Raw genomic sequence first — 22,019 nt, 5'->3', positions numbered from 1 at the left:
CCGTTTCTTCATCTTTTTCCAAATACTCACGGCCCTGCGGATCACACATGCGCCACCTCCATGCCATGTGCGCCGCCCATCATCAGGCCGATCTCCTCCACCGTCAGTCCCGTGGTCGGGCGCGGTGCGCTCAGGCGTCCTTCGTTCAGTGCCGCGAAGCTGTCCGAGATTTCCATCAGCTCGTCCAGATCCTGGCTGATGCAGACCACCGCCGCCCCTTTCGAGGCCAGGTCCAGGATCGCCTGCCGGATCGCCGCGGCCGCGGCCGCATCCACGCCCCAAGTCGGCTGGTTGACGACCAGCACCTCCGGGTTCTGCAGCACCTCGCGGCCGATGACGAATTTCTGCAGGTTGCCGCCCGACAGCGACCGCGCCGCGTTCTCGGGCCCCGGCGTGCGCACGTCGAAGGCCTTGATGATCCGTTCCGCAAAGCTGCGGGTGTCGTTCCATTTCAGGAAACCGTTGCTCTCCAGCCCCTCGCGCACCGATCCGGTCAAAAGCGCGTTCTCCGTCAGGCTCATGTCCGGGGCCGCCGCGTGGCCAAGCCGCTCCTCGGGCGCGGTCAGCAGGCCCAGCCGGCGCCGCGCCGTCGGGCCCAGCCGCCCGACCGGCTGCCCGGCCATCTTGACGGCGTCCGCCGCAGTCTGGATCTCGCCGGACAGCACGCCCAAAAGCTCGTCCTGCCCGTTGCCGGCCACGCCGCCGATTCCCAGCACCTCGCCCTTGCGAACGGTCAGATGCACGTTCTTCAGCGCGGTGCCGAATTCCGTGGGCGAGGGTACCGACAACCCGCTGATGTCCAGCGCCACCTCGCCGAAGTCCCGCCCGGCGCGCTGCGGCGTCTGCAGGGCCGTGCCCACCATCAGTTCCGCCATGTCGCGTGCCGAAGTCTCGCGCGGCGTGCATTCCCCGACGTTCTTGCCCAGGCGCAGGATGGTGGCGTGATCGCACAGCGTGCGGATCTCCTCCAGCTTGTGCGAGATGTACAGGATCGAGGTTCCCTCGGCGCGCAGTTTCTGCAGCGTCTCGAACAGGATCTCGACCTCCTGCGGCGTCAGCACCGAGGTCGGCTCGTCCATGATCAGCAGCTTGGGATCCTGCAGCAGGCAACGGATGATCTCGACCCGCTGCCGCTCGCCCGCCGACAGGTCGCCGACCGTCCGATAGGGATCCAGCGGCAGGCCATAGGTTTCCGACACCTCCCGGATGCGCGAGGCCAGATCGCCCATCGGCGGCGGGTTCTCCATTCCCAGCGCGATGTTCTCGGCCACGTTCAGCGCGTCGAACAGCGAGAAATGCTGGAACACCATCGCGATCCCGTCCGCCCGCGCGGCGCGCGGCTCGGGCGGCGCATAGGGCTGTCCGCGCAGCAGCATGGTGCCGCTGTCGGGCTTCACCAGCCCGTAGATCATCTTCACCAGCGTCGATTTGCCCGCGCCGTTCTCGCCCAGCAGCGCATGGACCTCGCCCTCGCCGATATCGAACGAGACGTTGTCGTTGGCCACGACGCCGGGATAGGCCTTGGTCAGCCCTTGCAGGCTCAGAAGTGGGGTGGTCACGCGCTCAGGTCCTTCTTCTGTTCGTTCTGCCGGGCGTGGCGCAGCAGCTCTGCCGCGACACCGACCGCGATCATCTGCGGATGCTTGCCCAGCGACGGGTCGCCGATCGGGCAGGTGATCCGGCCGATCCGCCCGGGCGGATGGCCCAGCGGGGCAAGCCGGGACCGGAACCGCGCCCATTTCGTAGCCGAGCCGATCAGGCCCGCAAAGCGGAAATCGTGCGAAAGCAGCCGGTTGCACAGTTCCAGGTCCAGGTTGTGCGAAAAGGTCAGCACCAGGTGTTCCGCGTCGCGCGGGGCGTGGCGCACCAGTTCGGCGGGTTTCGCCGCGGGGACGACCGTCACGCCGCCCGGCACCGCATCGGGAAACCGTTCGGGTCCGGTATCGACCCAGGTGATCGCGAAATCGGGCAGGGGCGACAGCACCCCGACCAGAGCCCGCCCCACATGGCCCGCGCCCCAGATCCACAACGCGCGGCCCGGCTTGTGCACCGGCTCGACCATCCAGCCGTCGATCAGCTGCGGCTCGGGCGGCAGGCCCTGGCCGCGCGCCCGCGCCAGCAGGCGCTTCACCGTCAACGGCATCCCGCCGCCGGAAACCGCCCGCGCAACGACCGTCTCGTCCAGCGCCCCGACCGCCGCAAGATCGTAGACCTCGCTCAGCAACGTGACCGCCCCGCCGCAGCACTGGCCCAGATCGGGTCCCAGCGCGTGCTGACTCAGCCGTGCCGGAACCATCTGCCGCCGCGCCGCCTCGGCCGCCTGGTATTCCAGCGTGCCGCCGCCGATCGTGCCCGACTGCCCGTTCTCCCAAACCAGCATCGCCGCGCCGACCTCGCGCGGGGACGATCCCCGGATCGCGGCAATGACGACGCGCACCACGCGCCCGTGGGTCTCGACCGCCTCCCGCAATGTCTCCCGGTCAAATCCCATCGCGAACCCTCCGGATGGCTTTCCAGACCTCTTCGGCCGTGGCCGGAGCGTTCAGCGCCGGATAGCCGTTGCCGCAGGCCGCCACCGCGTTCGACAGCGCCAGCCAGGCCGAGATGCCCAGCATGAAGGGCGGCTCGCCCACCGCCTTCGAGCGATAGATGGTGTCCTCTCGGTTCTCGGCATCCCACAGCGCGACGTTGAACACGTCCGGCCGGTCGGAACAGGCCGGGATCTTGTAGGTCGATGGCGCGTGGGTGCGCAGCCGCCCCTTGTCGTCCCAGACCAGCTCCTCGGTGGTCAGCCAGCCCGCGCCCTGCACATAGCCGCCCTCGACCTGGCCGATGTCCAGCGCCGGGTTCAGCGACGCGCCCGCGTCATGCAGGATATCCGCGCGCAGGATGCGGTTCTCGCCGGTCAGCGTGTCCACCGCCACCTCGGTGACGGCGGCGCCATAGGCGAAGTAGAAGAACGGGCGACCGTGGCCCTTGATCCGGTCCCACTCGATCTTGGGCGTCTTGTAGAACCCCGTGGCCGACAGGCTGACCCGGCCCTGATAGGCCAGCGCCGCGGCCTCGGCAAAGCTGTAGCGGGCCTCGCCCACCTCCACATGCCCGTCGGCAAAGCGCACCGATCCGGCCTCCGCCTGATGCCGCTCGGCCAGGAACTCGGCCATGCGGTCGCGGATCGTGTCGCAGGCCGCCTTGACCGCCATGCCGTTCAGGTCGCTGCCCGAGGACGCCGCGGTGGCCGAGGTATTGGGCACCTTGGCCGTATCGGTCGCGGTGATCCGGATCATTTCCGGCGGAATGCCGAAACGGCTTGCCGCCACCTGCGCCACCTTCTGGAACAGGCCCTGTCCCATCTCGGTGCCGCCGTGGTTCAGATGCACCGACCCGTCCTGATAGACATGCACCAACGCGCCGGCCTGGTTCAGATGCGTCAGCGTGAAGGAGATGCCGAACTTCACCGGCGAAAAGGCGATGCCCTTCTTGATCACCCGGTTCCCGGCGTTCCACTTTTCGATCGCCGCCTTGCGCGCCGCATAGTCGCTCGACTCCAGCAGCGCCTCGGTCATCCCGTGCAGCTCGAAATCGGTCACTTCCATGCCGTAGGGCGTGGTGTTGCCGCCCTGCGGCACCGGCCGGACCGGCGGCGGGCTGGAAACCTGCCTGACATTGCCGAGGCTGGTCAGGTCGTCCTGCGGATCGACCCTCTGCACCGGCTCCCCGCGCTTCGCCTTTTCAGAAATACTCCGGGGGGAGGCCGCAGGCCGGGGGGCAGAGCCCCCCTCCGCCGGCGCCTCGTAGTAGTTCCGCCGCCGCAACTCGACCGGGTCCAGCCCCAGCACATGCGCCGCATGATCCATCACCCGCTCGATCCCGACCATGCCCTGCGGCCCGCCAAAGCCGCGGAACGCGGTCGCGGACTGGGTGTTGGTCTTCAGCCGGTGGCTTTCGATCCGCGCGGCCGGCAGCAGGTAGGCATTGTCCGAATGCAGCATCGCCCGGTCGGCCACCGGCAGCGACAGGTCCTGCGCCCAGCCGCAGATCGCGTGGTGCAGGAAGCTCACGCCCTGGATGTGCCCTTCCGCGTCGAACCCGGCGCGGTAGGCGATGCGGAAGGCGTGCCGCTTGCCTGTGACCACCATGTCGTCGTCGCGGTCGTACCGCATCCGGCAGGACTTGCCCGTCGCCCGCGCCGCAACCGCGCAGGCCACCGCCAGCGCGTTGCCCTGGCTTTCCTTGCCGCCGAACCCGCCGCCCATGCGCCGGGTCTCGACCCGCACGGCGTGCATCGGCACGCCCAGCGCATCGGCCACCTTGTGCTGGATCTCGGTCGGGTGCTGGGTCGAGGAATGCACCAGCATGTCGCCGCCCTCGTTCGGCACCGCCAGCGCGGCCTGCCCCTCGAGGTAGAAATGCTCCTGCCCGCCCAGCTCGAAGCTGCCTTCGATCACATGCGCGGAACCGGCGATCGCCGCCTCGGCGTCGCCCTTCCGGTAGATCCGCGGCCCTTCCTCGAACCGGCTGTCGGCGGCCAGCGCCTCTTCGATGGTCAGGATCGGCGTCTCTTCGTCGTATTCGACCTTGCCCAGCCGCGCCGCCTTGCGCGCCGCCAGATGACTGGTCGCCACGACCAGGAACACCGGCTGCCCGACATAGTTCACCGCCCCGTCCGACAACAGCGGCTCGTCATGGATCGACGGCGAGACGTCGTTGGCAAAGGGCAGATCCCCGGCGGTCATCACCATGACCACGCCCGGCGCCGCCTTCACGTCGGACAGGTCCATCGCGGTGATCCGGCCCTTGGCGATCGGGCTCAGGCCAAAGGCCAGGTGCAGCGTGCCCTTGGGCGCCGGGATGTCGTCCACGTAGCGGGCCGTGCCCGAGACGTGCAGCGGCGCCGCGTCATGGGGTAGGGGCTTGCTCACGGTCATGCCGACACCTCCAGCACGTTGGTGATCTCGCCCTGATCCTCGGCGAAGTACCGCTCCAGCATCGCCCGGGCCGTCTCCAGCCGGTATTCGGCCGAGGCGCGCATGTCCGTCATCGGCGTGAAATCCGCGCCGAAGGCGGGCAGGGCGGCATGCACCGCCTCATATGTCCACGGCCGGCCCACAAGCGCCGCCTCGACATTCGCCGCGCGCTTCGGGATCCCGGCCATGCCGCCGAACGCGATCCGCGCCTCTGCGACCGCGCCCTCGGCAACCACGATGTTGAAACAGCCGCACACCGCCGAGATGTCCTGATCGAACCGCTTGCTCAGCTTGTAGCATTTCAGCCGGTCGTCCTGCCGGGCAAAGCTGACGGCCTCGACGAATTCCCCCGGCGCGCGGTCCTGCTTGCCGTAGTCGAGGAAGAACGCCTCCAGCGGCAGCGACCGGCGGTCATCGCCCTTGCGCAGGTGCAGCGTGGCCCCCAGCGCGATCAGCGCCGGCGGGTTGTCCCCGATGGGCGAGCCGTTGGCGATGTTGCCGCCCACCGTCGCCGCGTGGCGCACCTGCACGCTGGCATAGCGCCGGATCATCTCGGCGTAAGAGGGATGCAGATCCGCCATCGCCGCGCCCAGGCGGTTCATGTCCGCCATCGCGCCGATGCGCACCTCGTCCTTCCCCACCTCGATCGCCTTCAGATCGTCGCAGCCGGTCAGGAAGATCACCGGATCCAGATCGCGCAGCTGCTTGGTGACCCAGAGACCCACATCCGTCGCCCCCGCCACCAGCGTGGCATCAGGATGGGCGGCATAGACCTCGGCCAGCTCATCGCCCGAGCGCGGCAGCATGGGCGAGGCGGCCCCGGCCGCGGCCGGCTTGTCCTTGACCCAGACCGGAACCGGTTGCGCCTCGACGGACTCAGCCGCGCGGATGATCGGCGCATAGCCGGTGCAGCGGCACAGGTTGCCCGCCAGTTGCGTGTCGTGATCGGTCGCGCCGTTCGCATGGGCCGCCACCATCGACATCACGAAACCGGGCGTGCAGAACCCGCATTGCGACCCGTGATGCTCGACCATCGCCTGCTGCACCGGGTGCATCTGCCCGTCCGGTCCGCTTGCGCCCTCGACCGTCCGGACCGCCTTGCCATGCAGCTGCGGCAGGAACAGGATGCAGGCGTTCAGCGCCTTGGCCCCGTCCCGGTCCGTCACCATGACGGTGCAGGCGCCGCAGTCGCCCTCGTTGCAGCCTTCCTTGGTCCCGGTCAGCCCGCGCTCTTCGCGCAGCCAATCCAGCAGCGTTGCAGTCGGCGGCACATCCGCCAACTCCACAGTCTCTCCGTTCAGAAGAAACGTGATCTTCATTTGTGAAACCCGTCGCGTTACCCCGTTGGGCCCCGGAATGCGCCCCCCCGATGCGACGTAGAAGGGGCGCGGGCCTTGTTTGTTGCTTCAAGGTTAGAAAGCACGGGCGCGACATGGCAAGAAAAACCGACGCGGTTTCGGGCGTCTGGCGGTCGAAACCGCGCTTTTTTCCCATTCCGTGACGAAAAATTCCTCGGATTCACAAGGAATTCCGCGCAGATACCCGGTTTGCGGGGCATCGCTTGGAAGCACTTTTCGGAAAAAGTTTAAAATCCCTGCATATTTTCGGCGCAATCGCCTTCAGATCAACGTCGAAAGCCGCTGCAGCCCGATTCCAAGCGCCAGCAGGCCGACGGCGATGGTCAGCGGGCGTTTCGGCGCGACGGCGGCAAGGCGGCCGCCGATGAAGGCCGCGGGAACGCCGCCGGCGACCAGACCGGCAACCGGCATCAGCACGTCGGACAGCGCCCGGTCGCCGCCCCAATGCCCGGCCTGAAACGTCATCAGCAGCACCGCGAAGACGATGGCGCTGACCACCAGTTCCGCCAGCGCCGACGATCCGATGGCCCGCCGCGGCTCGGTCCCGGAACCGATCAGGCTGCTGGTGACGATCGGCCCCCAGCTGCCGCCGATGCCTTCGATCAGGCCGCCCGCGGCGCCGATCACCGACATCCGCCGCGTGGCCAGCAGGCGCGGCGCGCGGCCGGTGATGCCGCGCCACAGGATCAGGCTGCCGATCCCGATCAGGAAGGCCGCGATCAGCACCGTCAGGAACGGCCGTTTCAACTCGCCCAGGATCAGCGCGCCGACGATGCCGCCCGCCATGCCGGACAGGGCAAGGCGGCGGAACAGCGAAAAGTCGATGTTGCCGTTCAGCGCGTGCGAAATCCCCGCCATCGACCCGGTCGGGATCTTGGCGGCATTGACGCTGGCCGAGACCAGCGGCGGCGGGAAACCCTGGAACAGCAGCACCGAGGACGAGATGACGCCAAAGCCCATGCCCAACGCGCCATCGGCAAGCTGTGCCACGAAACCAACGGCGAGAAAGGTCAGGAACGAGTCCAAGGAGTGCCCCGAAAATGCGGCTGTGCGCCAGAGAGTTAGAGTGGTTGCCTGCGCCGTTCAACAGGGAAAAATTCCTTTTTGCAGGTCCGCCCGTGGCGGCGCGGCTGCGGATCGCCTATCGTGCCGGACATGAGCACCGAGCCCCGATTCATCCATCTCCGCGTCCACACCGAATACTCGCTTCTCGAAGGCGCAATACGGCTGAAAAAGCTGCCCGGCCTGTGCGAAAAGCTGGACATGCCGGCGGTGGCGGTGACCGACACCAACAACATGTTCGCGGCGCTCGAATTCTCGGTGACCGCCAGCGGCGCGGGCATCCAGCCCATCATCGGCTGCCAGGTAGACCTCGCCTATCTCGAGGCGCAGCCCGGCGAGAAACCGAAACCGCCCGCGCCGGTGGTGCTGCTGGCCCAGTCCGAGACCGGCTACGAGAACCTGATGAAGCTGAACACCTGTCTCTACGTGGACAAGGGCGGGCAGCTGCCTCAGGTCACGCTCGAGGAACTGGAACAGCATTCCGCCGGGCTGATCTGCCTGACCGGCGGGCCGGACGGGCCGGTGGGCCGCCTGCTGCAGCAGGGCCAGCGCCCGGCGGCCGAGGCGCTGGTGGACCGGCTCGCCGCAACGTACCCCGACCGGCTCTACGTCGAGCTTCAGCGCCATCCCGGCGAGGACGGCCAGCCCGACGCCGAACGCCTGACCGAGCGCGGCCATGTCGAAATGGCCTATGCCAGGAACCTGCCGCTGGTGGCCACCAACGACGTCTATTTCCCGACCCCCGACATGTACGAGGCGCATGACGCGCTGATCTGCATCGCCGAGGGCGCCTACGTGGATCAGCAGGAAGGCCGCCGCCGCCTGACCGCCCAGCACTATTTCAAGTCGCCGCAGGAAATGGCGACGCTCTTCGCCGATCTGCCCGAGGCGATCGCGAACACCGTGGAAATCGCCCGCCGCTGCGCCTTCATGGCCAGCAAGCGCGACCCGATCCTGCCGAAATTCGCCGATGACGAGGTCGAGGAACTGCGGCGGCAGGCCAACGAGGGGCTGCAGCAGCGCCTTTCGGTGATCCCCCACGCGGTCAGCCCCGAGGAATACCAGAAGCGGCTCGATTTCGAGCTTGGCATCATCGAAGGCATGGGCTTTCCCGGCTACTTCCTGATCGTGGCCGACTTCATCAAATGGGCCAAGGACAACGACATTCCCGTCGGGCCGGGGCGCGGCTCGGGCGCCGGTTCGCTGGTGGCCTATGCGCTGACCATCACCGACCTCGATCCGCTGCGCTACTCGCTGCTGTTCGAACGCTTCCTCAACCCCGAACGGGTGTCGATGCCCGACTTCGACATCGACTTCTGCATGGACCGCCGCGAAGAGGTGATCCGCTACGTGCAGGAGAAATACGGCCGCGACAAGGTCGGCCAGATCATCACCTTCGGCGCGCTTCTGTCAAAGGCCGCCGTGCGCGACATCGGCCGCGTGTTGCAGATGCCCTACGGCCAGGTGGACCGCCTGTCCAAGATGATCCCGGTCGAAGGGGTCAAGCCCGTCTCGATCGAAAAGGCGCTCAAGGACGAACCCCGCCTGCGCGAAGAGGCCCGCAACGAAGAGGTGGTGGACCGCCTGCTCACCTACGGCCAGCAGGTCGAGGGGCTGCTCAGAAACGCCTCGACCCACGCCGCCGGGGTGGTGATCGGCGACCGCCCGCTGGACAGGCTGGTGCCGCTCTACCAGGACCCGCGCTCGGACATGCCCGCGACCCAGTTCAACATGAAATGGGTGGAACAGGCGGGGCTGGTCAAGTTCGACTTCCTGGGTCTCAAGACCCTGACCGTGATCCAGAACGCCGTCGACCTGATCCGCAAGACCGGCCGCGACCTGCACGTCGCCGCCGACGGCACGCAGCTCTACGACCCGCCCGAGGGCGCGGTGAACGAGATCAACGCCATCCCGCTGGACGACGCGGCCACCTACAAGCTCTACTCGGCGGCGAAAACCGTGGCGGTGTTCCAGGTGGAAAGCTCGGGCATGATGGACGCGCTCAAGCGCATGAAGCCCACCTGCATCGAGGACATCGTGGCGCTGGTGGCGCTCTACCGTCCCGGCCCGATGGAAAACATCCCCACCTATTGCGAGGTCAAGAACGGCCTGCGCGAGATCACTTCGGTCCACCCGCTGATCGACGACATCCTCGCGGAAACGCAGGGCATCATCGTCTACCAGGAGCAGGTGATGCAGATCGCGCAGGTCATGGCCGGCTACAGCCTCGGCGGCGCCGACCTGCTGCGCCGCGCGATGGGCAAGAAGATCGCCGAGGAGATGGCCAAGGAACGACCCAAGTTCGAAAAGGGCGCCATGGAGAATGGCGTGGACAAGAAGAAGGCGTCCGAGGTCTTCGACCTGTTGGAAAAATTCGCCAATTACGGCTTCAACAAGTCCCACGCGGCGGCCTATGCGGTGGTCAGCTACCAGACCGGCTGGCTCAAGGCGAACCACCCGGTCGAGTTCATGGCCGGCGTCATGAACTGCGACATCCACCTGACCGACAAGCTGGCGATCTATTTCGAGGAAGTCCGCAAGGGGCTGGGCCTGCCCTACGTTCCGCCCTGCGTGAACCGCTCGCAATCGACCTTCGACGTGGTGAACGGCGAGCTGGTCTATGCGCTGGGCGCGCTCAAGAACGTGGGCGTCGAGGCGATGAACCTCGTGGTCGCCGGGCGTCGCTCGGGGGCGAGCGCCAATGAAGGTGCCGACAGGCCCTTCGTCAACCTGTTCGATTTCGCCCGCCGCGTCGATCTGAAGAAGGTCGGCAAGCGCCCGCTCGAGATGATGGCGCGCGCCGGGACCTTCGACCAGCTCGACCCGAACCGCCGGCGCGTGTTCGACAGCCTCGAACAGCTGGTGCAATATTCCGCTGCGATCCACGACCAGAAGAACTCAAGCCAGGTCTCGCTGTTCGGCGAGGCGGGCGACGACCTGCCCGAACCGCGGCTTGCGCCCACGCCCGACTGGCTGCCGGCGGAACGGCTGAGCGAGGAATTCAAGGCCATCGGCTTCTACCTGTCGGGGCACCCGCTGGACGACTACATGCCCGCGCTCAAGCGCAAGCAGGTGATGACGCTGGACGAGGTGACGGAACGGGCGCGCTCGGGCCCGCTGATCGCCAAGATGGCGGGCGTCGTGTCCGGGCGGCAGGAACGCAAATCGGCCCGTGGCAACCGCTTCGCCTTCGCGCAGCTGTCGGACCCGACCGGCGCCTACGAGGTCACGCTGTTCTCGGAAACGCTGGAAAAGTCCCGCGAGTTCCTTGAGACCGGCGCGCAGGTGGTGCTGACCGCCGAGGCGACGATGGAGGCGGATCAGCTGAAGCTTCTGGGCCGGTCCGTCGGCCCGATCGACGCCGCCGTGGCCGACGCGGGCGCGACCGGCCTGCGCGTCTTCGTCGACGCCGCCGGCGCCGTGTCCACCGTGGCCAAGGTGCTCGAAGACGCGGCCACCGCGGCCCGCGGCTCCGCCAAGGGCCCGATCCAGCTCTGCCTGCTGGACCCGGGCCTGCCGGGGGACGTGGAAATGGATCTGGGCCAGGATTTCCCCATCAACCCCCAGATCAAGGGCGCGATCAAATCGCTCGAAGGGGTGCTGGACGTCGAGGAGATATAGGCGGCAGCGGCAGCCTTGTTTTCAGGTGCGCGGGATGGCGGGTCTGAGCCCCACGCAGACGTTTTTTCCGATCAAGCACCGGCGCTCTTGAACTTAGTTTGTTTCTGTAACCCAGGTTCCTGTAGTCTTGTCGCATCCCGGTATCGTTTCATAGGACGCGACAGATGCGCAATCTCTTGCTTTGCACCATTCTTTTGGCCGCCACCACAAACAGTCCTTCTGCCGCAATCGCGCAAGGCGCGGAAAAACCGAATGTCGTGCTCATGATGGTCGACAACCTCGGGTGGGGCGAGTTGGGCGTGTATGGCGGCGGCGAGTTGCGCGGCGCAGCGACGCCGCGCCTCGATGCATTGGCCGCTGAAGGAATGAGACTTCTGAACTTCAATGTCGAGCCACAGTGCACGCCCAGTCGCTCGGCCTTGATGACAGGGCGTCGCCCGATCCGCTCGGCAACGACCAAAGTGGTGTGGGGTGTCCCTTACGGCATGGTGAACTGGGAAATCACGATGGCCGAGTTGTTCTCGGAAGCCGGATACGCGACCGGTATGTTCGGCAAGTGGCACTTGGGTGACATACCCGGGCGTTTCCCTACCGATCAAGGTTTTGACGAATGGTACGGCGTCGCAAATACAACGGACGAGTCCGAATATTCTTCTCAGTTCCAGTTTGACGCCTCGGTCAGCGGCCAACCGATGATCCAAGAGGCCAGACGCGACGAGTCCCCCCGCGACGTCAAGCCGTACGATATCGCCTCGCGCCGCGAAATTGACAGCGAACTAATCGCCCGCGCCATCGATTTCATGAAACGTTCGGTCGCGGATGATCAGCCTTTCTTTGCGTTTGTGCCCTTTACCCAACCCCACCTGCCGACCCTGCCGCATCCCGACTTCGACGGGATCACCGGCAATGGGCATTATGCAGATGTCTTGGCCGAGATCGATTTCAGGTCCGGGCAAATCCTCGACTCAATCGAGGAACTCGGGATTGAAGATGACACAATCGTCATCTGGCTGAGCGATAACGGGCCGGAGTACTTCCGCCCGTGGCACGGCACGGCAGGCCCGTGGCGTGGCGCCTATTTCACGGCTTGGGAAGGATCGCTTCGGGTGCCATTCCTCATCAGGTGGCCGGGCCGAATAGGTGCGGGAACCACAAGCAATGAGATCGTTCACCTGGTCGATATGCTCCCGACATTGGGTCGCGTCGCGGGTTATGAGGTTCCGGACGACCGTATCATCGATGGTGTTGATCAACTCGATTTCTTTCTGGGACAACAGACCAGGTCGAACCGCGAAGGGTTCATTGTCTACAACAATGACGATGTCTACGGATACAAGTGGCGCAATTGGAAGCTGCACCTGATCGAACTCGACAACATGAACAGTGAGCCGCGCCCACTCAATGTACCACGTGTCTTCAATCTGATCACCGATCCGAAAGAGGAGTACGAAATCCAGGAGGAGGCGACTTGGATCTTGCCGGTGATCTTCGAAAAGATCGTGGAGTTCGAAAGTACCTTGGTGGAAGAGCCGCCAGTCCCATTTGGAGTGTTGGAACCCTACGAACCGCCAAAGAACTGATTGGCAACTGTGTTGCGCATTGCCGACAGTTGACGCTTATCCGGCGACGCTCCGCCGCCGCGGGTTCTTTCCGAAGGTGCCGGTTCGGCCCCGAAAAACGAAGTACAAAACGGACACACCCGCCCTCCGTCCCTGTACAAAACGGAAGAAACGCCCTCCGGCCTCAGTAATGCGGCGGGCGTTCGTCGCCGAACACCACCCCGCCCGAGCCCTCCTGATCGCGCGCCGCCTCGCGCTGCATCAGCATCTGCACCCGCCGCTCCAGCCGGTCGATCTCGTCCTGCTGACCTGCGACCACGGCGCTCAATTCGTCCACCGTCCGGATGAGATGGGCGATCTGTTCCTCGAGATGCTGCATGGCGGGCTTCCTTGTGCTCGTTCACCTTGTTCATATAGGCGCAACGTTACGCTTGCCAGTCCCGGGCACAGGCCGGAGGCTTGAAGCCGGAGGAAGCCATGACCGTATCCATCGACACCGACGACGGGATAACCACCGTCACCATCGACCGGCCCGAGGCGCGCAACGCCGTCGATCCCGCAACCGCGCGGGCGCTCTACACCGCCTTCCTGGCCTTCGAGGCGGCGGACGACCAGCGCATCGCCATCCTGACCGGCGCAGGCGGCTGTTTCTGCGCAGGTTTCGATTTGAAATCAGCAGGTTCCGGGGCGTCCGACGGTTGGGTCGCGGAACTGGACATTCCGCCCGACTGGTCCGACCCGGCGAACGATCCGCTGCCCGGCCCGATGGGGCCATCGCGTCTCATGCTGTCCAAGCCGGTGATCGCCGCCATCGAAGGCCCCGCCGTCGCGGGCGGCATGGAACTGGCCGCCTGGTGCGACCTGCGCGTGATGGCGCAAGGCGCGGTCACCGGCGTTTTCTGCCGCCGCTGGGGTGTGCCGCTGATCGACGGCGGCACGGTCCGCCTGCCGCGCATCCTGGGGCAGGGGCGGGCGAATGACCTGATCCTCACCGGTCGCCCGGTCGAGGCCGACGAGGCGCTGGCCATGGGCTTCGCCAACCGGACCTGCCCGCAGGGCGAGGCTTTGCAGACCGCGGCCGCGCTTGCCCACGACCTGCTCCGGTACCCACAGGCCTGCATGCTGGCCGACCACCTCTCGGCGCGAATGCCGCCCGCGGAACTGGCGGCGGCGCTGCGACGCGAATGGCGTTCGGCGTCGGCCTTTGCCGCCGAAGGGCGCGCGGGCGCGGCCCGGTTCGCGGCGGGCAAGGGGCGTTCCGGGGATTTCGCGGACATCTGAGGAATGCGCATCAAAGATGCGCAGCCTCCGGCGGGAGTATTTGCCGAAAAGATAAAGTGCGGCGATGCGTTTGCCGCTGCGGCGGTGCATTGCCTTGCCCCTGTGCGGACCTTGGGCTAGACCGCGCGCGAAACATGACTACCCGCAAGGACGCCCGACATGGCCAAGCCCAAGAAACAGCCCCGCCCCAAGGCGATCACGCCGAAAGGGTTCCGCGACTATTTCGGCTCGGAAGTCACGCAGCGCACCGAGATGCTGCGGACCATTGCTGGCGTATATCATCGCTATGGCTTCGATGCGCTGGAAAGCAGCGCGGTGGAGACCGTCGAGGCGCTGGGCAAGTTCCTGCCCGACGTGGACCGGCCGAACGACGGCGTCTTTGCCTGGCAGGAGGCGGATGACGAGGGTCAGGGCGACTGGATGGCCCTGCGCTATGACCTGACCGCGCCCCTGGCGCGCGTCTACGCGCAGCACCGCAACGATCTTCCGACCCCCTATCGCCGCTACGCGATGGGGCCGGTCTGGCGCAACGAAAAACCGGGGCCGGGGCGGTTCCGCCAGTTCTATCAGTGCGACGCCGATACGGTCGGCACCGCTTCGATGGCGGCGGATGCCGAGATCTGCGCGATGCTCTCGGACACGCTGGAAACCGTGGGCATTCCCCGTGGTGATTACCTGGTACGGGTCAACAACCGCAAGGTTCTGAACGGCGTTCTGGAAACGATGGGTCTGGCCGAAGATGCCGACGCCCGGGACGCCGTGCTGCGCACCATCGACAAATTCGACAAGGTGGGCGAGCAGGGCGTGCGCGAGTTGCTGACTCAGGGGCGGCTGGACGCCTCGGGCGCCTATATCGACGGCGTGGGCCTGAGCCAGGATCAGGCCGACCCGGTCGTCGCTTTCCTGACCTCGAAGGCGGGCGATACCGCGGCGACGTTGTCCAACCTGCGTGTTGCGGTGGGCGACAGCAGGATCGGAGCAGAGGGCATCGCGGAACTGGAACAGATCGCGGCGCTTCTGGATGCAGGCGGCTACGGCCCCGACCGGATCGAGATTGACCCCTCGGTGGTGCGCGGCCTGGGCTACTACACCGGCCCCGTCTACGAGGCCGAACTGACCTTCGAGATTTTCGACGAAAAGGGTCGCAAGCGGCAGTTTGGCTCGGTCGCGGGGGGCGGGCGCTACGACGATTTGGTGAAGCGTTTCACCGGGCAGGAAGTGCCGGCGACCGGCATTTCCATCGGCGTCGACCGCCTGTTGGCCGCGCTGCGCGAAAAGGGCCGCATCCAGGCCGTCGAGCATGGCCCCGTCGTCGTCACGGTCATGGACCGCGACCGCATGGCCGACTATCAGGCAATGGTGGCCGAGTTGCGCAACGCCGGCATCCGGGCCGAGGTCTATCTGGGTAACCCAAAAAATTTCGGCAACCAGCTGAAATACGCGGACAAGCGCAATTCTCCGATCGCGGTGATCGAAGGGGGCGACGAAAAGGCGAAGGGGATCGTGCAGATCAAGGACCTGATCCTTGGGGCGAAGATCGCGGAAAGCGCCACGTTGGAGGAATGGAAGGAACTCCCCAGCCAGTTTGAAGTGCCGCGCGGCGACCTGGTCGCCAAAGTGCGCGAAATCCTGGCCACGCAGGACGGGCAGGGCTGATGCGGAACCGCGCCGAGACACTCGAACTGGCCGCCCGGCTGCGTGGTCATTTCGAACGGGCCGGGGCCGCGCCGGTGGAGACGCCGATCCTGCAGCCGGCCGAAACCCTGCTGGATCTCTATGGCGAGAACATCCGTGGCCGCGCCTATGTGACGTCGGACGCCCTGCGGGGCGAGCAGATGCTGCGGCCCGACTTCACGGTTCCGGTGGTGCAGAAACACATGGAGCACGGAGCCGAGCCTGCCCGCTACACCTATGCGGGCGAGGTGTTCCGGCGGCAGGAGCATGACTCGGATCGGGCCAACGAATATGTGCAAGTGGGTTACGAGGTGTTCGACCGCGAAAACCCCGCGGCCGCCGATGCTGAGGTCTTTGCCCTGATCTCGCAGGCTCTGGAAGGATACCAGCTGCGCGCGGCGACCGGCGATATCGGCGTTCTCATGGCCGCGGTCCAAGGATTGCGCACCACCGAACGGCGCAAGGCCGCGCTGATGCGCCACATCTGGCGCCCGCGCAGGTTCCGCGCCCTGCTGGACCGGTTCGGCGGTCGCGCCAAGACGCCGCCGACCCGGGCGGCGCTGCTGGCCACGTCAGACCCTATGGCGACCGACGTGCCGTTCGTCGGCAAGCGGAGCAACGCCGAGATCGCCGACCGGATCGAGGCCCTGCGCGCCGATGCGGCGGCAGAGCCGATCTCGGACAACGAACTGGCCGGGCTGGAAACGCTGCTGTCGGTGCGCGAGACCATGCCCTTCGCGCTGGAACACTTGCGCGACGTCGCTGTGGACCTACCGCAGATCACCGTGGCGCTGGACCGGCTGGAGGCGCGGATCGACGCCCTGCAGGCGCGCGGGGTGGATGTTGGCAGCCTGGATTTCGAGGCGTCTTACGGGCGTACGTCGATGGAGTACTACGACGGTTTCGTCTTTGGCTTCTATGCCGAGCGTCGTCCCGACTTGCCCCCGATCGCCACGGGCGGGCGCTATGACGCGCTGACCCGCCGGCTGGGCAACGGCGCCGAGATCCCGGCGGTCGGCGGGGTGCTGCGTCCGGATCTGATGCTCGAGATCAAGGAGGCCGCGGCATGAGCCTGAAGCTGGGAGTGCCGTCGAAAGGGCGGCTGATGGAAAAATCCTTCGCCTGGTTCGAGAAGCACGGCATCACGCTGACCCGGACCGGATCGGATCGGGAATATGCCGGTCATGTGGACGGGGTCGACGGCGTGTCGCTGGTGCTGCTGTCGGCGGGGGAGATCCCGCGCGAACTGGCCGCGGGCCGGATTCACCTGGGCATCACCGGCACCGATCTGGTTCACGAGAAGCTGCCGCGCTGGGAGCAGCAGGTCGAAGAGATCGCGCCCCTGGGGTTCGGCCAGGCGGACCTGATCATCGCGGTTCCGGCCTGCTGGGTGGATGTGGATACGCTGGACGATCTGGACGCCGCCTCGTCGGCCTTTCGGGAACGGCACGGTCACAGGTTGCGGATCGCGACCAAGTATCACCGTCTGGTGCGGGAGTTTCTGACCGATGCCGGGGTGGCGGATTTCGCGCTGGTGGACAGCCAGGGTGCGACGGAAGGAACCGTGAAGAATGAAACCGCCGAGGCGATCGCCGACATCACCTCGACCGGCGAGACGCTCAGGGCCAATCACCTGAAGATTCTGGGCGACGGTGTGATCCTGAAATCTCAGGCGACGCTCTGGCGCAGCCGCACCGCCGTGTACGAGCCGCCCGAAAAACAGTCCCTTGACGCCATTCTGGACCGGTTGGAATAACCGTTGTGCCGTCGGCGCGCGCCCGTCACAACACGCCGATTTCCGCCAGCGCCCGGTTCAACTCGTCCGGCAGGGCGTCGTCCTGTTCCCGCTCTTTCGGAAGATCCGGCGGCGAGTCCTCGGGCTTGAGGTAGCGCCAGCCCTGGAACGGGCGTTTCTGCGCGCTCTGGGTGCGATGAAGCTCGGGATCCAGCACGATGGCGCAGCGGCGGATGCCGTCCTGGCCGATCACCTCGTCCAACCGCAGGATGCGCTGCCGGCACTGTATCGTGCCCCGGATCACCCAATAGATCGAGCCGCCGTCGAGGATCTCGCTTTCGCGCTTTGGCCACATGCGCGTGATGTGACGGGGCAGGCCGTCGTCGAACTGCTGCCGGTGGCCTTCCTGCCATTCCGCCAGGCTGTCGACGCTTTCGGATCCGACCGAAAGCTTGATCAGGTTCACGTAGTTATCCACAACTCCCCCACAGAGTCGTCCAGAGGTTCACCTTGATATTGTAGTGCGCCAACGTTTTTCATCAAGCTGTTGTGGCGAGCGGCACATTGGGTGTAATATGGGTTCCTCTTCCAGCACAGGGAATCAACGAATGAGCCGCTTTGCCGCCCCCATCGCCGAGCAGATCTGGGACATGAAATACCGCTTCAAGAAGGCGGACGGCACCCCGATCGATCTGACCGTCGAGGATACGTGGCGGCGGATCGCGCGCGATCTGGCCCGGACCGAAGAGGATCCGGCGCTTTGGGAGCAGAAATTCTACGAGGCGCTGGAGGATTTCAAATACCTCCCCGCCGGCCGCATCACCGCGGGCGCCGGCACCGCGCGGCAGGTGACGCTGTTCAACTGTTTCGTGATGGGCACGATCCCCGACAGCATGGCGGGCATCTTCGACATGCTGAAAGAGGCGGCGCTGACCATGCAGCAGGGCGGCGGCATCGGTTACGACTTCTCTACCATCCGCCCGCGCGGTGCCGACGTGCATGGCGTGGCGGCGGATGCGTCGGGGCCGCTCAGCTTCATGGACGTCTGGGACGCCATGTGCCGCACCATCATGTCGGCGGGCTCGCGCCGGGGTGCGATGATGGCGACCATGCGTTGCGATCACCCCGACATCGAACAGTTCATCTCGGCCAAGTCCGATCCGGCGCGGCTGCGCATGTTCAACATGTCGGTGCTGGTGACCGACGCCTTCATGGAAGCGGTCAAGGCGGACGGTCCCTGGGAGCTGCAGTTCGGCGGCAAGATCTATCACACGGTCCAAGCGCAGGATCTGTGGAACCGGATCATGCAGGCGACCTATGACTATGCCGAACCCGGCGTGATCTTCATCGACCGGATCAACCAGTCGAACAACCTGAGCTACGTCGAAACCATCGCGGCGACCAATCCTTGCGGCGAACAGCCCCTGCCGCCCTACGGCGCTTGCCTGCTGGGCTCGGTCAACCTGGCACGGCTGGTGACGCAGCCGTTCGAACCTGGCGCGCATCTGGACGAAGCGGCGCTGCGGGAGTTGGTCGCAACCTCGGTCCGGATGATGGACAACGTGGTCGACGTCTCGAAATTCCCGCTGCCGGAACAGGCCGCCGAAGCGCAGGCCAAGCGCCGGATCGGGCTGGGCGTGACCGGTCTGGCCGACGCGCTGCTCATGCTGGGCCTGCGCTACGGTTCGGACGAGGCGGCGCGTCAGACCGAGGACTGGCTGCGCGCGATCGCCCGCGCCGCCTATCTGGCCTCGGTCGATCTGGCAAAGGAAAAAGGCGCGTTCCCGCTTTTCGACGCCGACAAGTATTTGTCCAGCGGCACCATGCAGCAGATGGACGAGGACGTTCGTGACGCGATCCGCGAGCACGGAATTCGTAACGCCCTGCTGACTTCGATCGCGCCGACGGGGACGATCTCGCTTTATGCGGGCAACGTCTCGTCGGGGATCGAGCCGGTCTTTGCCTATGCCTATACGCGCAAGGTTCTGCAAAAGGACGGGTCGCGCACCGAAGAAGAAGTGGTGGATTATGCGGTTCAGATGTGGCGGGACAAGCATGGCGACAAGGCGTTGCCCGACTATTTCGTGAACGCCCAGACGCTGACCCCGTCCGACCACGTCCGGATGCAGGCGGCGGCGCAGAAATGGATCGACAGTTCGATCTCGAAGACGATCAACTGCCCCGAGGACATCTCGTTCGACGATTTCAAGGATGTCTACATGCAGGCCTGGGATCAGGGCTGCAAGGGCTGCACCACCTATCGCCCGAATGATGTGACCGGGTCGGTGCTGACCGTGTCGGAAAGCGTCGACAAGCTGCCGGGCGAAAGCGCCGACGCGCCGCACGAGTTCGATGGCGGCGACGTCATCTACATGTCCGAACCGCTGGACCGCCCGCAATCCCTTGAAGGCTCGACCTACAAGCTGAAATGGCCCGACAGCGAACACGCGATCTATCTGACCATCAACGACATCATCATCGGCGGCCGCCGGCGGCCGTTCGAGGTGTTCATCAACTCGAAGAACATGGAGCATTACGCCTGGACGCTGGCGCTGACCCGCATGATCTCGGCGGTGTTCCGGCGCGGCGGCGACGTGTCGTTCGTGGTCGAGGAACTGAAAGCCGTGTTCGACCCGCGCGGCGGTGCCTGGGTCAAGGGAAAATACATCCCGTCGATCCTGGCGGCCATTGGCGGCGTGATCGAACAGCACCTGATCGCCATCGGTTTTCTCGACGGCGAGGGGATGGGCCTCAAGTCCGATCCGCAAGCGCAGGTGGTGAACGCCGACCTGCCGCGCGGCAAGCCCTGCCCGAGCTGCGGCCAGTACGAGATGCGCATGGTCGAAGGCTGCATGACATGCGCCAGTTGCGGCCATTCCAAGTGCGGCTGACGACGATCTGGTGGTTGTTGAAATACCAAGCGAATAAGGCCCATTTGGGCGGTTTTGCCGCCCAAAAACAAGGTCATTAACGCCCAAGCTTCGAAATCCCCTTGTATTCATAGCTGACCGAAGGCGCCGGATCACTTAAACACCCAACCCGGCGCAGACCTTCTTCCAGCGATGGAGAGACGCTGCGGCGATCCCCATGTTGCTGCATATCTCGCCGGCCCTCGCTTCGGATTCCGCCTGCTTCAGCGCACAGGCAATCTGTTCATCGCGGAATCGATTCTTCGGCATTGGTACGCCTTTCTCCTGCCAGAAATGTACCCAAGATTTCGCATTCAGCTCGGACCAGTTTCTTGGGGCAGGACCAGGCGCGATGTCCTGACGACCGGAGCCATGTCAACGATTTGCGGCATGTTCCCCGGCGAGCCGGCCGAAAACCGAGCCGTTGATCAGGCCCGTTCCACCCGGATAGTTGAAAAAGAACACGCCCCCCACCAACTCGCCCGCGGCAAACAGGCCAGGGATCGGGGAAAGGTCGTTGTCCAGTACCTGGGCGCTGTCGGGGTCGATGCGCAGCCCGCCGAAAGTGAAGGTGATGCCGCAACCGACCTGATAGGCCTCGAACGGGCCTTGGTCGATCGTGTTGGCCCAGTTCGATTTCGGCACCGGCAAGCCCCGCGTGCCGCGGCCGTCCTTGACGTTGGGATCGAAGGGCGTGTCTGTGTCCACCGCGGCGTTGTAGGCGCGGATCTCGTCCAGGAATCCCCGCGGATCGACGCCTTCCAGCTTGCTCGCCAGTTCCTCGAGCGTGGGCGCGGTGACTTTGGTCACCCGCTTGATGCGGTATTCGTCGCGCAGCAGATGCGTCACCTTGGCGTCAAAGATCTGCCAGGCGAACTGGTCCGGCTGGTTCAGGATAACCCGGCCGTATTTTGCATAGGTGTAATTGCGGAAATCCGCGCCCTCGTCGACAAAGCGGCGGCCGGTGGCGTTCACCATGATGCCCCAGGGGTAGGAGTGTTTCTGGAACCCGTCGCCCACGTCCAGATCGCCGAATTCCGGCGCGTTGTAGTCCCAGCCGACCGCATGGCAGCCCGACCAGTTGCCACAGGTCGAGGCACCTGCGGCCATGGCCATCCTGATCCCCTCGCCGGTGTTGAAGCGCGAGCCGCGCACGCGGGCCATCTCCCATCCCGGGCCAAGGTATCGGGTGCGCATCTCGGGGCTGGCCTGGAACCCACCCGATGCGATTACCACCGCCTTGGCGCGCAGGTCGTGGATTTCGCCCTTGTGCCGCACCTTGACGCCCGTGGCGGCGTGGCCATCGGTCAACAGTTCAAGCGCGCGGGTTTCGTACCGGATCTCGACGCCGCTGGCCTTGGCGATTTCGGTGTGAGCATCGACAAGGCCCGGGCCGCCGCCCCAGGCTTCGAGAGTGAGGCCGCCCCAGAACTTGAACCGCCCATCCACCTTGAAGGCCTGCCGCCCATAGATCGGCATGAAGCGGATGCCCTTGTCGCGCATCCAGTGCATCGTTTCGCGCGACGACATCACCAGCCGCTCGCACAATTCGGGATCGGTGCGGAAACGGGTGACGCGGAACATGTCGTCGAAGAACTGATCGGTGGTGTAGGTGCCGAAATCGGTGATCGCGATCTGTTCTTCGGACAGGTCCGGGCAAAGTGCGCGGATATCGTCCACTCCGTCGTATGCAAAGCGGATTGCCCCGGCGGTAAAGCGCGAGTTGCCGCCGTTTTCGACCTCGGGCGCACATTCCAGCATCAGGACGCTTGCGCCCTTTTCCCGCGCCGCGTGGGCCGCGCAGAATGCGGCGTTTCCGGCTCCGACGATGATCGTATCCCAATTCGTCATTG

16 protein-coding genes are annotated in these 22,019 nt (G+C 65.6%); 7 read left to right on the top strand and 9 right to left on the bottom strand.

Annotation, left to right across the window (positions count from 1 at the left end):
• Positions 1-41: 41 nt before the first annotated feature.
• The 5 genes from FGK63_RS02530 to FGK63_RS02510 form a co-directional block, all read right to left on the bottom strand.
• On the bottom strand, positions 42-1,559 hold the full coding sequence (locus tag FGK63_RS02530) for an ABC transporter ATP-binding protein (protein WP_138840025.1): 1,518 nt from the start codon (positions 1,557-1,559) through the stop codon (positions 42-44).
• Entirely contained in the window at positions 1,556-2,491 is a 936-nt protein-coding gene (gene xdhC / locus FGK63_RS02525; protein ID WP_138840024.1) for a xanthine dehydrogenase accessory protein XdhC, read from the bottom strand. Before xdhC ends, FGK63_RS02530 begins: the two co-directional genes overlap by 4 nt.
• Positions 2,481-4,928 carry a xanthine dehydrogenase molybdopterin binding subunit gene (xdhB, locus tag FGK63_RS02520; RefSeq protein WP_138840023.1) on the bottom strand — a complete coding sequence of 816 codons (2,448 nt, stop codon included), beginning with the start codon at positions 4,926-4,928 and terminating at the stop codon, positions 2,481-2,483. The genes xdhC and xdhB overlap by 11 nt, the downstream gene beginning before the upstream one ends.
• On the bottom strand, positions 4,925-6,286 hold the full coding sequence (gene xdhA, locus FGK63_RS02515) for a xanthine dehydrogenase small subunit (protein ID WP_138840022.1): 1,362 nt from the start codon (positions 6,284-6,286) through the stop codon (positions 4,925-4,927). The genes xdhB and xdhA overlap by 4 nt, the downstream gene beginning before the upstream one ends.
• A gap of 300 nt (positions 6,287-6,586) precedes the next feature.
• Positions 6,587-7,351, bottom strand: a complete 765-nt coding sequence (locus tag FGK63_RS02510) for a sulfite exporter TauE/SafE family protein (protein WP_138840021.1) — start codon at positions 7,349-7,351, stop codon at positions 6,587-6,589.
• A 129-nt stretch (positions 7,352-7,480) separates the two neighbouring features.
• Between FGK63_RS02510 and dnaE the strand changes: the two genes are divergently transcribed.
• Positions 7,481-11,008, top strand: a complete 3,528-nt coding sequence (dnaE, locus tag FGK63_RS02505; RefSeq protein ID WP_138840020.1) for a DNA polymerase III subunit alpha — start codon at positions 7,481-7,483, stop codon at positions 11,006-11,008.
• A 164-nt stretch (positions 11,009-11,172) separates the two neighbouring features.
• Complete coding sequence (locus FGK63_RS02500) at positions 11,173-12,588, top strand: arylsulfatase (protein ID WP_138840019.1); 1,416 nt, start codon at positions 11,173-11,175, stop codon at positions 12,586-12,588.
• 163 nt (positions 12,589-12,751) lie between these two features.
• On the opposite strand, the gene FGK63_RS02495 is transcribed toward FGK63_RS02500, so the two are convergent.
• A complete protein-coding gene (locus FGK63_RS02495) occupies positions 12,752-12,946 on the bottom strand; it encodes a SlyX family protein (RefSeq protein ID WP_138840018.1) in 195 nt (64 codons plus the stop codon).
• Positions 12,947-13,044: 98 nt separating this feature from the next.
• On the opposite strand from FGK63_RS02495, the gene FGK63_RS02490 reads away from it, so the two are divergent.
• The 4 genes from FGK63_RS02490 (at position 13,045) to hisG (ending at position 17,278) form a co-directional block, all read left to right on the top strand.
• The gene (locus FGK63_RS02490; RefSeq protein WP_138840017.1) at positions 13,045-13,848 is read left to right on the top strand and encodes a crotonase/enoyl-CoA hydratase family protein; all 804 of its coding nucleotides are present in this window, start codon (positions 13,045-13,047) and stop codon (positions 13,846-13,848) included.
• A 159-nt stretch (positions 13,849-14,007) separates the two neighbouring features.
• The gene (gene hisS, locus FGK63_RS02485) at positions 14,008-15,504 is read left to right on the top strand and encodes a histidine--tRNA ligase (protein WP_138840016.1); all 1,497 of its coding nucleotides are present in this window, start codon (positions 14,008-14,010) and stop codon (positions 15,502-15,504) included.
• Positions 15,504-16,592 (top strand): ATP phosphoribosyltransferase regulatory subunit, encoded by a 1,089-nt coding sequence (locus tag FGK63_RS02480; RefSeq protein ID WP_138840015.1) that lies wholly within the window; start codon positions 15,504-15,506, stop codon positions 16,590-16,592. The genes hisS and FGK63_RS02480 overlap by 1 nt, the downstream gene beginning before the upstream one ends.
• Positions 16,589-17,278: an ATP phosphoribosyltransferase gene (hisG, locus tag FGK63_RS02475; protein WP_138840014.1), complete on the top strand. Its 690-nt coding sequence runs from the start codon at positions 16,589-16,591 to the stop codon at positions 17,276-17,278. Before FGK63_RS02480 ends, hisG begins: the two co-directional genes overlap by 4 nt.
• 25 nt (positions 17,279-17,303) lie before the next feature.
• On the opposite strand, the gene FGK63_RS02470 is transcribed toward hisG, so the two are convergent.
• Complete coding sequence (locus tag FGK63_RS02470) at positions 17,304-17,735, bottom strand: DUF1489 family protein (RefSeq protein ID WP_138840013.1); 432 nt, start codon at positions 17,733-17,735, stop codon at positions 17,304-17,306.
• 130 nt (positions 17,736-17,865) lie between these two features.
• On the opposite strand from FGK63_RS02470, the gene FGK63_RS02465 reads away from it, so the two are divergent.
• Complete coding sequence (locus FGK63_RS02465) at positions 17,866-20,148, top strand: adenosylcobalamin-dependent ribonucleoside-diphosphate reductase (RefSeq protein WP_138840012.1); 2,283 nt, start codon at positions 17,866-17,868, stop codon at positions 20,146-20,148.
• A 135-nt stretch (positions 20,149-20,283) separates the two neighbouring features.
• Here the strand turns inward: FGK63_RS02465 and FGK63_RS02460 are convergent, their stop codons facing one another.
• Both FGK63_RS02460 and tcuA read right to left on the bottom strand, forming a co-directional pair.
• Positions 20,284-20,436, bottom strand: coding sequence for a transposase (locus tag FGK63_RS02460; RefSeq protein ID WP_138840011.1), 153 nt, complete (start codon positions 20,434-20,436; stop codon positions 20,284-20,286).
• Between the two features lie 105 nt (positions 20,437-20,541).
• A complete protein-coding gene (gene tcuA, locus FGK63_RS02455; protein ID WP_138840010.1) occupies positions 20,542-22,017 on the bottom strand; it encodes an FAD-dependent tricarballylate dehydrogenase TcuA in 1,476 nt (491 codons plus the stop codon).
• Positions 22,018-22,019: the final 2 nt, after the last annotated feature.

The organism is Ruegeria sediminis (genome assembly GCF_005938215.1).
Classification (GTDB): Bacteria; Pseudomonadota; Alphaproteobacteria; order Rhodobacterales; family Rhodobacteraceae; genus Ruegeria; species Ruegeria sediminis.
This window is presented reverse-complemented; position numbering and strand designations above follow the sequence as displayed.

Bases quoted from the DNA above. Each gene is read 5' to 3' on its own strand.
- FGK63_RS02500 (WP_138840019.1), top strand. From the start codon at position 11,173: ATGCGCAATCTCTTGCTTTGCACCATTCTTTTGGCCGCCACCACAAAC.
- tcuA (WP_138840010.1), bottom strand. From the start codon at position 22,017: ATGACGAATTGGGATACGATCATCGTCGGAGCCGGAAACGCCGCATTC.
- FGK63_RS02495 (WP_138840018.1), bottom strand. From the start codon at position 12,946: ATGCAGCATCTCGAGGAACAGATCGCCCATCTCATCCGGACGGTGGAC.
- FGK63_RS02460 (WP_138840011.1), bottom strand. From the start codon at position 20,436: ATGCCGAAGAATCGATTCCGCGATGAACAGATTGCCTGTGCGCTGAAG.
- xdhC (WP_138840024.1), bottom strand. From the start codon at position 2,491: ATGGGATTTGACCGGGAGACATTGCGGGAGGCGGTCGAGACCCACGGG.
- FGK63_RS02490 (WP_138840017.1), top strand. From the start codon at position 13,045: ATGACCGTATCCATCGACACCGACGACGGGATAACCACCGTCACCATC.
- dnaE (WP_138840020.1), top strand. From the start codon at position 7,481: ATGAGCACCGAGCCCCGATTCATCCATCTCCGCGTCCACACCGAATAC.
- xdhA (WP_138840022.1), bottom strand. From the start codon at position 6,286: ATGAAGATCACGTTTCTTCTGAACGGAGAGACTGTGGAGTTGGCGGAT.
- xdhB (WP_138840023.1), bottom strand. From the start codon at position 4,928: ATGACCGTGAGCAAGCCCCTACCCCATGACGCGGCGCCGCTGCACGTC.
- hisG (WP_138840014.1), top strand. From the start codon at position 16,589: ATGAGCCTGAAGCTGGGAGTGCCGTCGAAAGGGCGGCTGATGGAAAAA.
- hisS (WP_138840016.1), top strand. From the start codon at position 14,008: ATGGCCAAGCCCAAGAAACAGCCCCGCCCCAAGGCGATCACGCCGAAA.
- FGK63_RS02480 (WP_138840015.1), top strand. From the start codon at position 15,504: ATGCGGAACCGCGCCGAGACACTCGAACTGGCCGCCCGGCTGCGTGGT.
- FGK63_RS02465 (WP_138840012.1), top strand. From the start codon at position 17,866: ATGAGCCGCTTTGCCGCCCCCATCGCCGAGCAGATCTGGGACATGAAA.